Source organism: Pseudocalidococcus azoricus BACA0444 (genome assembly GCF_031729055.1).
Classification (GTDB): Bacteria; Cyanobacteriota; Cyanobacteriia; order Thermosynechococcales; family Thermosynechococcaceae; genus Pseudocalidococcus; species Pseudocalidococcus azoricus.
This window is the reverse complement of sequence record NZ_JAVMIP010000005.1, coordinates 127,754-139,762: the sequence shown is the minus strand read 5'-3', so window position 1 is coordinate 139,762 and position 12,009 is coordinate 127,754. Positions and strand designations below refer to the sequence as shown.

Genomic DNA, 12,009 nt, shown 5'->3' with positions numbered 1-12,009 from the left:
TTGACCTTGATCTATGGGGTTAGGCAGGCTGTTCTGAGCGAGTAGAAATGTGGAAAAGATTGCCCAGAAAGCATTGTCTGACTTGTCCCGATCTCAGCCTAAATGAGTAACGTTATAGTCTGTTCCTAGGAATTCTAAGAATTAACTCGTCTCCATCCAATCAAAAATTTGATCCAGTTGCTCAATGGAAACCAGGCCATACTTCCACAGCACCACAGGCAATAAATTAATTTTCTCGTCACAATGCTTCAGACCAAGGGCGATGGAAGAACTAGGTAGGGCCATTTCTCCTTGCAGATATTCAATGAGTTGTTTCCAACGGAGGGATTGCATTTCTAAAACGCCAATGGAGTTATTTAAGGTTGCCACATTACCCCTTAAACTTAACGGCTATTCTGAGAAAATGCAACACTTCTTTACAAAAGGCTAGAAGTTGTTTATATTCTAAGGTGGGGAATTATTCTATCTTGTCCCGCAGGAAACTGGGTTGCCATCCTCCAACTGGGCTAGGCTAGGGGCAGGTAATTTCAAAACTAGATCAATGTCGATTAACGATATGGGGAGACAACGGTGAGTCTGTACTTAACCTGGTTAGACCTGAACTCCTGGTTAGTGGAATTGGATAATCAGCGCATCCTCATTGATCCTTGGCTCGTGGGGCCGATGACCTTTGGCTTACCGGCCTGGTTATTACAGTTAACCCGACTCACCCCCAGGCCCTGCCCCGAAAGCATAGACCTAATTTTGCTCTCCCAGGGTTTACCGGATCACACCCATCCTCCCAGCTTGCAACAGTTAGACCCCCAAATTCCCCTCCTTTGCCCCCCCAGCGCCTTAGAAACAGTTCAGAAACTTGGCTTTCACCAGATCTCCGTCCTCCATCATGGGGAAACCTATGCTTTAGGGAACATTCAGATTCAGGCTACCCTTGGTTCACCGATTGGGCCACTCCGGCAAGAAAATGGCTATGTCCTCCAATCCCCGGCCTCCGGTTGCTCCCTCTATTACGAACCCCACGGCTACCATGATCCGGCTTTAAGCAACTTTGCCCCCATTGATGTGGTAATTACGCCCATTAGTGATGTCCATGTGCCGCTGCTGGGAACAATTATTGCTGGGAAAACCCAAGGCCTGGAGTTAGTGACGGCCGTGCAGCCCCAAGTGATTGTCCCCACAGCCCAACCGGGGGAAATTCAGGCTACGGGTCTTTTGGCGAGGTTACTTCAGGGCCTGGACATGGGGGATACCTTAGAACCAGATTTAGCCCAACTTCCGAACCCGCCCCAGGTGTTGCACCTCACCCCCGGCCAACGCCAAGAAATTGCCTTACGCCATAAGCCTGCCCTTAGCCTTTAGTACGGATCTTGGGGTAATGGACTCCCGTTATATTCTCGGCACAAGGGTAGATGTCACCACCTATGACCAGGCCTGGGAGATGTTCGGAACATGGATCGCCCAAGAACAATGGGGCTATGTGGTGGCGGCTAATGTTCATGTGGTTATGTCCGGGGTTTGGCAGCGCGCCTTTCAGAGGGTTGTGAACCAAGCCGCACTGGTAACGGCCGATGGAATGCCCTTGGTTTGGGCCTTAAAAGCCTTGGGTGTCAAAAATCCTCAACGGGTCTATGGGCCGGATCTGATATTAGCGGGCTGTGCTTGGGCTGAAAAAAATGGCAACGCGATTTATCTCTATGGCAGTGACGAAAATGGCTTAAGTCAACTCCAGGCCCGGCTATTGCACCAATTCCCCGCCCTGATCATTGCTGGTAGCCATGCCCCGCCCTTCCAAAGCCGATTTCCAGCCCACGATCTAGCCTTAATCCAAGACTGTGAACGAATTGCGGCCTCAGGAGCCAAAATTGTGTTTGTCGGCTTGGGATGTCCGAAGCAGGAGTATTGGCTGGCGGATTATGCCCCTTTGATTCCGGCAATTGTTCTGGGAGTTGGGGCTGCGTTTGCGTTTCACAGTGGTCAAGTCAAACAGGCTCCCCGTTGGATGATGGGCCTAGGCCTGGAATGGCTATTTCGCTTTAGTCAAGAACCCAGACGTTTATGGCAACGATATTTACTCAATAATCCGATGTTTGTGATTCTCCTGGCCTGGCAGTTACTACGGAAAAATCGTCAATAAATCCATAGCTGGTCTGGGATGCCACTGTACCTGAGATCACAAGATAAATTGAAATCCAGCCACTATTCCAACTGTTAAGCCTCTGTTCAATACCCTAGACAGGCCTGGAATCGGCTTCAATATTTTGGCTCTATAGCGTTACACAGACTGTTGCGAGAGAGTAGAAATCTTAGAAAGACTGCCCATAAAGCCTATTCTGACTTGTCCCAATAAGCACCCTAAACGAGTAACGCTATAGTTCTAACCTTGATTTGTTACAGGTGATTCAGGAGTGGTTACGGCTTGTTGAGCCTCGGCCATGGCCTGGAGGACGACCCCCGGATTCACCAGTTGCCCTTGATGGCGTAATGTCCAATGCAGATGTGGCCCCGTTGTCCGGCCCGTCATCCCCACTCGCCCAATTCGCATCCCAGTCGCTAAGGTCTGTCCCTGCCAAATTTCTACCCCCCCAGCCCGATCCACCATGACTCGCCCCCGTGGTTCTGTTTCTACCTGGCCTTTCATGTGGCAATAGACGTGCTGCCAGGCCCCGGATTGTACCCGCACCAAGGTGCCACAGGCCGTATCATCAGAAACCTCAATCACTTTTCCGGCCCACCAATTGCGAATGTAGCTCCCCTCAGGCGCGGCAAAATCCAGCCCATTGTGAAACTCAGTCCCATACCCTCCAGTCGGTGAAGCCCGATAGCCAAAGGGGGAGGAATAGGTTTGAAAATTCTCCACCGGAAAAGACCCCAATTCCCACCCCAGGCCAGTTAAATCTTGTGCCTGAGAAGACAGAAGCAACCCTGGCATCATCAGCATCAATCCAAGTAATCCGGCAACCAGAAATCCCAAACTGAGCCTGCCGCGGCACAATCGTAATTTACCCATCCTTATCCTCACCACTAAACCCAGGAGTAACTCTCTTCTCAACTGTTCTAAAAGAGGGAGTTAGTCATGCAAATCTTGACCCAGGCCGGGGGAATTTGTTCTCTAAATGGGGGTTGAATTTGATCCCCAAACCCAAGAATGTGGCGGCGATTTCTTTCTGGTTAAGATACCAACGTTAGCTGACCCGGAGGGAAACCTTGAAATTATAATCCGGCAACATCTCATGGTAGAAGGTTTCTAAGGCATCCACATTGTGACTAAGGCTATATTTTTCCACAACCCGTTGACGCGCCTTTTGCCCCAGCATCGGAATCATTTCGGGGTGTTGATGAAACAGGGGCAGCAGGGTTTGCAGTTGGGATTTGACATACTGAGGATTCAAAATTATTCCAGCCCCATCTAAAACCTCCCCATCCGCGCCCACATCGGTGGCTAAACAGGCTAGACCACAGGCCATCCCCTCCAACAACGATAGAGACAACCCCTCGACAAAGGAGGGCAAAATAAACACATCAGCCCCGCGCAGGAGTTCAATCCGCCGTTGTTCATCCAAAATCGTTCCCAACCACAGCACATTTTGCTCTGGCCCATAGGTTGAAATCAACGAAGACATCAGGGAGCCGCCCCCGACCATTAACAATTTGCAATTTGCTGGCAGTTTGGCTTTACACCAGGCCCGCAACAGGGATTCAACATTTTTTTCAATCGCAATGCGCCCTTGGTAAATATAAATTCGCTCGGCGTTGTACTCTTGTTTGACACGGGAGGGGCCAGGGGAATATTTCTGAATATCTACCCCATTGGGAATCACAACCACGCGCTGGGGCGGCACACCTAAGCGAATCAATAACTCCCGTTGGGGCTGAGAAAAAATAATGATCCGGTCATAGTGGGCTAAAAACGGGGCATACAACTGGTACATCACCAATTGGGTTCCCGAGGAGAGGTTCCGATATTTGTCGCTGTAGGCCGGATGGAAGGTGGCCACCAGAGGAATCCCCAACTCTTCACAAATTTCTGGCAGTAAAAAGTCCAGCGGGGAGAGGGTCAAGGAGGCATGGACAATATCGGGTTTTAATTGCCGCAATGAGGAGGCCAAAACCTTACTGGCCCGCAAGGAGGGAATCGTATAAACCTGGGATTTATATAGACAGGGTAGGGTGACTTCTTGCCCGTCTCCTGGCTGTAGCGGTCGATCTAGGGCTTCACTCTCCGTATCTTGGACAAAATGAAGAAAGCTGACCTGATGCCCCCGATCTTGGAGCGCGTTCGTAATTTCCCGACTATAGGTAACATTGCCACAGGGGGGAGATTTTTTACCAAGCCAAGCAATATGAAGAGCCAAGGAATTTCGCGGGATGTGAACGGGATGCCTCAAGATTATCCCAAATCTATGGGCCGAGATCAGGATTGTTGAGGGGGTTAGGGCGCGACTGCTGTTCACGGGCAAACTGATCTCCCCGGAGAAGGATCAGCAGGGCCGGGAATGACCCCAGACTTATTAACCCCGCCATAGTTTTTCCTTAACGTCAGGTTGTTAAATTTCCCTTAGTTGTCATCGCAAGTAAAACGGTTCTACTGCCGAGGCGGGCCTGGGGGAAGAATGGCACAGCTTCAAGAACTAACCAGTCAGACCAATCAGCCTTTAACACCGCAATCTCCCTTGCATCTGCTCCCCACCTATAGCAGTTGCTTCACCAGTGACGTGATTGGGCAATCTATTTTGGAGCAGTTCCAGGCCCAGCCGGAGTTACCCGGTGTGATTATCCTCGCAGACAATAAACCCAAGGCTCTGATTCCCCAGGCCAAGTTCTATGCGCGCCTGAATCAACCCTTTGGGCGGGAACTCTACCTCAAGCGGCCGATCCAGTTACTCCTAGAGGGTTCTGCCCTAGAGGCCTTACCCCTGGTTTTGCCCGCCAGTTGCCCAATTATCACGGCCGTGAGAGCAGCTTTATCCCGTGAAAGTGAATTTGTTTATGACCCCATCATCCTGGCAGGGGCAGGGGCAGGGGATTATTTACTCTTGAGTTGCCATACTCTGCTCTTAGCCCAGACCAAGATTCTCCAGCAAATTCACCGCTTTATGGCCCAGCAAGAGGATGAGAAACAGGCATTGACCCAGGCCCTCATCACCGCCCAAGCCAAAGCCGAAAGCTATGCCCAGCAATTAGCCCAAAGCCAGATCGACAGCCACCGCCACCAAGAAATTCTCGAACATCAAAATCAGGAATTACGGGCCCAGGCCAAGCAAATCAGCCGGATCAATCAGCAACTCTTGGGAATGGGGCAACTGGTCGTCCAGGAAAGCCAACAGGCCGCCCAAGGGACAATCACCTCTGCCAATAGCTTGATGCGGGAATTTAATCAGGTGTTGCGTTTGGGTGGGGTTCTAGAGCAAGAACTGGAAATTGTTGATGGGGCCAGTGCCGAGATTGCCCACATCAGCCGTCAGGTAAAGCATTTAGCCTTACAAGCCAGTTTAATTATTGGGCGAGCCGGGGGGCAGTTCAGTGCCTTTGATTTCATTACTACCGAAATTAACAAGCTGGGGGAGCAATGCGTCCATGCCAACCAACAAATTGTCGGGATTGCCAATCGGTTTCGCCAACGCCTCCCAGAGGTGATTCAATCTGCCCAGGCCGGGGAAGCCACCGCCCGTTATCTAATGGAGCAAATGCGTCCGGCTGAACTGGCCTGGAATCAATTTGGGAGTTTAGTGAAACAATTAGCAAACCCGACTTAAGGAACTGGGGGAGCCGTTAAGATCAATATGTTTCCCCTTCCAATTGAGGCCAACTGGCTGTGGATAAACCAACCCAACCCATACCGCCGTCCCTGATGGCCTGGGGATTCTTAGCTCCGGCTTTGATTTTTCTGGGAATTTTTGTTTTTATCCCGATTCTTTATCTGGGAGTTTTAAGCTTTACGGGGGGCAGCTTTACCCGTTCCGGTGTCTATGGGGTTGGTTGGCAGAATTATCAACGCCTGTTCTTAAGTCCCGACTTCTGGCAAGTTTTAGGCAATACGGTTTATTTCACCATCGTCACGGTAATGCCTAGCCTCATTCTTCCCCTCCTAATTGCGGTGGGCTTAAATGGGCCAATTTGGGGCCGAACAACCCTGCGCACTGCCTATTTTTTACCCTCCGTCACCTCAATTGTGGCTGCCGGGCTGGGGTTTCGCTGGCTGTTTCAAACTGAGGGGCCGGTGAATGGACTATTGGCGCACGTTGGGGTAGAGGCCATTTCCTGGTTAGGTAGCACAACTTGGGCCATGCCGGTCTTAATTCTGCTGAGTATTTGGAAGCAACTGGGCTTTAATATGGTCGTCTTTCTCGCCGGCCTGCAAACCATTCCCCTAACGCTCTATGAAGCCGCCCGTTTAGATGGGGCCGGGGCCTGGCAGCAATTTCGCTATGTTACCCTTCCCGGCCTGCAACCCACCCTTGTCTTAACCGCAGTCACCACCACAATTTTCACCCTCCGCAGCTTTGAACAGGTCTATGTGGTCACGGGTGGCGGCCCCCTTAACTCAACAAATTTATTGGTCTATTACATCTATCAACAGGCCTTTGGGATGTTTGATTTTGGCTATGCGGCCGCGGCGGCAATGGTGTTATTGGTGGCAACCTTGGTGCTAATTTGGATCCAACTCAGAACATGGCAGCAATCTTAAGCCTAGAGCGATGAAACTAGCCCTGACCAAAAATGACCTCTTGGGAGCCATCTTTACCTGTGGGGCCTTAGCGGTCGTGGCCTGGATGCAACAAGCCTCCCTCAAAACCCTCCAAACCCAGGCCCAGGAATCCCTATCCCCCGAGGTCTATCAGCGGGAAGTCGCCCAACTCAAGCCCCAACTGCAAATTTTGGCCCAGATGCCCAGCTTTGGCTTTGATAACTTGATTGGGGACTGGAGCTTTCTCCAATTTCTGCAATATTTTGGGGATTGGCGGGCCCGGGATGTCACTGGCTACGATCTTTCGCCTTACTTTTTTCAAGTTACCATTCCCCGCGACCCCAAATTTGTCCGGGCCTATGTGTTTCTGTCCACCTCCACCACCCTCTTTGCTGGGCAACCCCAAATCACCGTAGATTTGATGAACCAAGGCTTAAAACAACTCGACCCGAACGTCTTTGACCAGGCCTACTTAATTTGGGTTTATAAAGCCATTGATGAATTGCTCTATCTGGGGGATCACAAAGCTGCCCAGCAGTCCTACGAAATGGCCGCCCAATGGGTCAGTCTCCAAAACACGGCAAAGGCCAAAGAGTCAGCCGCCTTTTATCAACGAATGGCAGATTTTCTCCGCACCAATCCCGACAGCAAACAGGCCCAAATTAACTCCTGGCTGATGGTTCTGGGAAATGCCGTATCTGGGCGGGGACAGCAGGCCGCCATTGAAAATCTCCGCCGCTTGGGGGTAAAAGTCACCATTGATCCGGCCGGGAACGTCAAAGTCGAACCATAGAACAGGTTAGGATACAAGTAAAATTCCCTTCCCCCCAGCCTTGTTTGGAGTGTTTTTTCTATGCCGCCCCGTTGGCCCCGCAAACCCGATCCCCAGGATCCAGCCTATCGCCGCCTCGAAGACCGGATTAACTTTGCGGTTCATGTTGCCTTGTTTGCCGCCAGCAATTCTGGAATTTGGTTTTTCGACATATTCCTAGATAAAAATTGGCCCTGGCCGGCCTGGGTGACGGGAATTTGGCTCCTCGGTTTACTCACCCATGGCCTGTATATCTTTAAACTTGCTCACTACAGTCGCGCCCCGCTGGAAAACAAGCCCTAGAGTATTAGCAGGGCAACCTCAAAAAAACAGGGCAATTCCCAGGCCAAGGATTAAACTAGGAAGGAGAAGCGTAACTAAGACAAACTCGGTTTAAGTTCGCTTTATGTTCCTCTAGTTTTAGATCACCACTCTCAGTTTTCAGGCAACGGTAATGATATGAGCATCAAATATCCGCCCCAGGCCATTGACCGCATTCTCATTTTCGACACCACACTGCGGGATGGGGAACAATCTCCGGGCGCGTCGCTGAATGTGGATGAAAAGCTGGTCATCGCCAAACAACTGGCCAAACTGGGGGTGGATATTATTGAAGCCGGATTTCCCTTTGCCAGCCCGGGGGATTTTGAGGCCGTCCAACGGATTGCCGAGCAGGTGGGAACGGAAACTGGCCCGGTGATTTGTGGTTTAGCCCGCGCCACCCAGGCCGATATTCAAGCCGCTGCCCAGGCCCTGGCCCCAGCCCACTACAAACGCATCCACACCTTTATTGCCACCTCGGATATTCATTTAGAGTTCAAACTGAAAAAAAGCCGGGCTGAAGTCCTCAAAATTGCCCCAGAAATGGTGGCCTATGCCAAAACCTTTGTGGAAGATGTGGAATTTTCCCCAGAGGATGCCGGCCGTTCGGATCCGGAATTTCTCTATCAAGTCCTCGAAGCTGCCATTGCTGCCGGGGCCACCACGATCAATATTCCCGATACAGTGGGCTACACCACTCCGGCTGAGTTTGGGGCCTTGATTAAGGGCATTAAAGACAACGTCCCCAACATTGACCAGGCGATTATTTCTGTCCATGGGCATAATGATCTCGGTTTGGCGGTGGCTAACTTCCTCGAGGCGGCGAAAAACGGAGCCCGGCAACTGGAATGCACGATCAATGGCATTGGCGAACGGGCTGGGAATGCTGCCTTAGAAGAATTGGTCATGGCCCTCCATGTGCGGCGGCAGTATTTCAATCCCTTCTTCGGTCGCCCCGTGGACTCTGAGGCATCCTTGACCAATATTGATACCCGTCAACTCTACAAAACCTCGCGCCTAGTTTCTAACTTGACCGGGATGTTGATTCAACCCAATAAAGCCATCGTGGGAGCCAACGCCTTTGCCCATGAGTCGGGAATTCACCAAGACGGGGTGCTGAAACACAAACTCACCTATGAAATCATGGATGCCCAACTGATTGGCCTGGCCGAAAACCAAATCGTCTTGGGGAAACTCTCCGGCCGGAATGCCTTTGCCAGTCGCTTGCGGGAATTAGGCTTTGAACTGTCAGAAACAGACTTAAATAAAGCTTTCTTACGCTTCAAGGATGTGGCCGATAAAAAACGGGAAATTACGGATTGGGACTTGGAAGCCATTGTCAAGGATGAAACCCAGGCCAGTGATCCGGGCGGTTATGTCTTGGAATTTGTCCAAGTTACCTGTGGCGATCATGCCAAACCCACGGCAACCGTGATTGTCCGCACGCCTGAGGGGGAAGAACTCACTGATGCTGCCATTGGTACCGGGCCAGTGGATGCGGTCTATCGGGCGATTAATCGGGTGATTGGCCTGCCAAATCGCTTAATTGAATATTCTGTGCAATCAGTAACGGCTGGGATTGATGCCATGGGAGAAGTGACGATTCGTCTGCAACATGAGGATCGAATTTACTCCGGTCATGCTGCCAATACCGATGTGATCGTCGCTTCCGCCCAGGCCTACATGAATGCCCTCAATCGTTTAGCGCGGGGTTTGAAGCAACAGCCCTTGCATCCCCAAACAGTAGCCTCGGCAGGGGTCTAAAACGAAGTCATCTAGGGAATGTCCAAGGTGTATTTATTTTCCTAAGTAGTGTTCTTAGACCCCCTCTTAGTGAGTTCCCTTCATTCATCCTGAGACATATATAATTGGCATAATTGGCACTCTCATCCAGTTCAATTTTCTGCACCAGACATTTGCGAGACCATTCATGACAGCCGAATCTACTCCAAAACGGACAAAGCCGAAGTCCAGCTCAGGCGCACCAGAAATTATCAGTATTAAAAAAACAGTGTCGCCGCCACCCCCTCCGCCGCCATTGTCTTCTCCCGATCCCACTCCACCCCCCCCGCCTAGTCCGGAATCCACCGTAACTCGCCTACACCCAATTCCAGCAGTCAGTGAACGGCTTCAGTATCGGGCCATTGGCCTGGTCAAAGGCATTTATAAGCCCGACCCAGATCAGTTCAATCGTGGCATCCTCCTCACCAGTGACGGTCAGGAAATTGAAACAGTACTCTTGGGGCAGGTTATGAATCTGATCAAGAAATATCTCGATCTCAATGAAGAACATCTTTGGGTCGTTTATCCCCGCACTCGAGATTTGGCAAGAGAAAAGAAAAAAGAAATCAGGAAAGACTCCCGTAGAAGTAGTCAACCCCAGGCCCCTAGCCCAGAAGATATTATCCTACATCTACAAATTGTTGGTGTATGGGAGCCTGACATTCTCCAGCAAGACAGCCCAGTTGCCACAGAGTCAGTCGTTGCGTCTGTAGAATCCGATGATGGCTATTTTTCAATCCGGGGCGAAGTTATTTTCAACTCTCAAGATAAGAAATTCGTCATGGTCAAGATTCAACAGCAACCCCGTAAAAACGCTGACAAAGGTAAAGCTTTTAAGGTGCGCCTTGAAGGAGTTGTGGAAATGAAATCCCCTGGATATTTTTGGGATTTACATGCCCAACGCCAAGGAAACCGCTTGGTGATTCAGGAAGCCAACCCCGTAGGCGTGCTGCCACCTCGGAAAGCCCCCAAGTCAGCCCGGCCAGCCCAGCCTCCCTTCCGCAAACGCACGAGTGGGCATCCGACTTCAACCACTCCCGAGCGGCATTCCCTGCCTCCACGCCCCATTCGCCGGACTCCGAGCAACCCGAGTTCGTGATAGCTTAACAACAAAGATCAGGAAGAATATGGTGAATATTGAACTTGGGCGAGGCCGTGTAGCCCGCAGAGCCTATGGTATTGATGAAATTGCCCTAGTCCCCGGTCGCCGGACATTAGATCCACAATTAGCTGATACTTCTTGGCAACTGGGTCCGTTGACTCGGGCTATCCCGATTATTGCTAGTGCAATGGATGGGGTTGTGGATGTCGCTATGGCCGTCAAGTTAAGTCAGATGGGGGCCTTAGGAGTCTTAAACCTAGAGGGGATCCAAACCCGTTACCCCGACCCCAACCCCATCTTGGATCAAATTGCCGCGGTAGATGCCTCGGAATTTGTGCCTTTGATGCAGTCCCTCTATGCCCAGCCCATTCAACCAGAACTGATCACCCAACGGATTCAAGAAATTAAGGCCCAAGGGGGAATTGCCGCAGTCAGTGCCACCCCGGCGGGAGCCAGTAAGTTTGGGCAGGTGGTTGCGGCGGCTGGTGCAGACCTATTTTTCATCCAGGCCACGGTAGTTTCTACAGCCCATCTGTCTCCCGAAAGCGTCACCCCATTAGATTTAGCTCAATTCTGCCAAGAAATGCCAATTCCGGTCATTCTCGGTAATTGTGTCACCTATGATGTGGCATTGAGTTTGATGAAGGCCGGCGCGGCGGCGGTTTTAGTGGGGATTGGTCCCGGCGCGGCTTGTACCTCCCGCGGGGTCTTAGGAGTCGGAATTCCCCAGGCCACCGCCGTTGCGGATTGTGCTGCGGCCCGCCAAGACTTTTACGAGGAAACCGGCCAGTACATCCCTGTGATTGCGGATGGCGGCCTCGTGACGGGTGGTGATGTTTGTAAATGTATTGCCTGTGGGGCTGATGCGGTGATGATGGGATCTCCCTTTGCACGGGCGGCTGAAGCACCGGGTCGGGGCTACCATTGGGGGATGGCCACACCCAGTCCAGTTCTACCTAGGGGGACAAGGATTCGGGTCGGGATAACCGGCACGCTGGAGCAAATTCTCCGGGGGCCGGCTCAACTGGATGATGGAACCCATAACTTCTTGGGGGCCTTACAAACCAGCATGGGAACCCTAGGGGCAAAAAATATTATCGAAATGCAGCAGGTTGAGATCGTGATTGCCCCCTCTCTCCTAACTGAGGGTAAGGTTTATCAAAAAGCTCAAAAACTGGGGATGGGCCGCTAAGGATTTTGACTGAGTTTGTTATGGAACTCCTGATTTCCTAATTATGTGTAGGAAAAATCAGCAAAATCAACAAATTAAATTGGCCCCTGGGAACTAGAGCAGTTCAGCAACCGTCACTT

The 12,009-nt window shown here is 51.2% G+C and carries 13 protein-coding genes; 9 read left to right on the top strand and 4 right to left on the bottom strand.

Annotation, left to right across the window (positions count from 1 at the left end):
- Positions 1 to 141: 141 nt before the first annotated feature.
- Positions 142 to 369 carry a DUF2949 domain-containing protein gene (locus tag RIF25_RS07690; RefSeq protein WP_322877966.1) on the bottom strand — a complete coding sequence of 76 codons (228 nt, stop codon included), beginning with the start codon at positions 367 to 369 and terminating at the stop codon, positions 142 to 144.
- Between the two features lie 201 nt (positions 370 to 570).
- On the opposite strand from RIF25_RS07690, the gene RIF25_RS07685 reads away from it, so the two are divergent.
- Positions 571 to 1,356, top strand: coding sequence for an MBL fold metallo-hydrolase (locus RIF25_RS07685; RefSeq protein WP_322877965.1), 786 nt, complete (start codon positions 571 to 573; stop codon positions 1,354 to 1,356).
- Between the two features lie 16 nt (positions 1,357 to 1,372).
- Positions 1,373 to 2,131: a WecB/TagA/CpsF family glycosyltransferase gene (locus RIF25_RS07680; RefSeq protein WP_322877964.1), complete on the top strand. Its 759-nt coding sequence runs from the start codon at positions 1,373 to 1,375 to the stop codon at positions 2,129 to 2,131.
- A gap of 240 nt (positions 2,132 to 2,371) precedes the next feature.
- On the opposite strand, the gene RIF25_RS07675 is transcribed toward RIF25_RS07680, so the two are convergent.
- The 3 genes from RIF25_RS07675 to RIF25_RS07665 all read right to left on the bottom strand — a co-directional run bounded on the left by RIF25_RS07675 (position 2,372) and on the right by RIF25_RS07665 (position 4,518).
- The gene (locus RIF25_RS07675) at positions 2,372 to 2,935 is read right to left on the bottom strand and encodes a M23 family metallopeptidase (protein WP_407682360.1); all 564 of its coding nucleotides are present in this window, start codon (positions 2,933 to 2,935) and stop codon (positions 2,372 to 2,374) included.
- Between the two features lie 244 nt (positions 2,936 to 3,179).
- Positions 3,180 to 4,382 (bottom strand): glycosyltransferase family 4 protein, encoded by a 1,203-nt coding sequence (locus RIF25_RS07670; protein WP_322877962.1) that lies wholly within the window; start codon positions 4,380 to 4,382, stop codon positions 3,180 to 3,182.
- 13 nt (positions 4,383 to 4,395) lie between these two features.
- On the bottom strand, positions 4,396 to 4,518 hold the full coding sequence (locus tag RIF25_RS07665) for a hypothetical protein (RefSeq protein WP_322877961.1): 123 nt from the start codon (positions 4,516 to 4,518) through the stop codon (positions 4,396 to 4,398).
- An 89-nt stretch (positions 4,519 to 4,607) separates the two neighbouring features.
- On the opposite strand from RIF25_RS07665, the gene RIF25_RS07660 reads away from it, so the two are divergent.
- The 7 genes from RIF25_RS07660 (at position 4,608) to RIF25_RS07630 (ending at position 11,890) form a co-directional block, all read left to right on the top strand.
- The gene (locus tag RIF25_RS07660) at positions 4,608 to 5,750 is read left to right on the top strand and encodes a CBS domain-containing protein (protein WP_322877960.1); all 1,143 of its coding nucleotides are present in this window, start codon (positions 4,608 to 4,610) and stop codon (positions 5,748 to 5,750) included.
- 95 nt (positions 5,751 to 5,845) lie between these two features.
- Positions 5,846 to 6,682 (top strand): carbohydrate ABC transporter permease, encoded by an 837-nt coding sequence (locus RIF25_RS07655; RefSeq protein WP_407682363.1) that lies wholly within the window; start codon positions 5,846 to 5,848, stop codon positions 6,680 to 6,682.
- A 10-nt stretch (positions 6,683 to 6,692) separates the two neighbouring features.
- Entirely contained in the window at positions 6,693 to 7,475 is a 783-nt protein-coding gene (locus RIF25_RS07650) for a hypothetical protein (protein ID WP_322877958.1), read from the top strand.
- 60 nt (positions 7,476 to 7,535) lie between these two features.
- A complete protein-coding gene (locus tag RIF25_RS07645) occupies positions 7,536 to 7,796 on the top strand; it encodes a 2TM domain-containing protein (RefSeq protein ID WP_322877957.1) in 261 nt (86 codons plus the stop codon).
- A 156-nt stretch (positions 7,797 to 7,952) separates the two neighbouring features.
- Positions 7,953 to 9,578, top strand: a complete 1,626-nt coding sequence (locus RIF25_RS07640) for a 2-isopropylmalate synthase (protein WP_322877956.1) — start codon at positions 7,953 to 7,955, stop codon at positions 9,576 to 9,578.
- 166 nt (positions 9,579 to 9,744) lie between these two features.
- The gene (locus tag RIF25_RS07635; RefSeq protein WP_322877955.1) at positions 9,745 to 10,695 is read left to right on the top strand and encodes a hypothetical protein; all 951 of its coding nucleotides are present in this window, start codon (positions 9,745 to 9,747) and stop codon (positions 10,693 to 10,695) included.
- Between the two features lie 31 nt (positions 10,696 to 10,726).
- The gene (locus RIF25_RS07630; protein WP_407682362.1) at positions 10,727 to 11,890 is read left to right on the top strand and encodes a GuaB3 family IMP dehydrogenase-related protein; all 1,164 of its coding nucleotides are present in this window, start codon (positions 10,727 to 10,729) and stop codon (positions 11,888 to 11,890) included.
- Positions 11,891 to 12,009 lie beyond the last annotated feature (119 nt).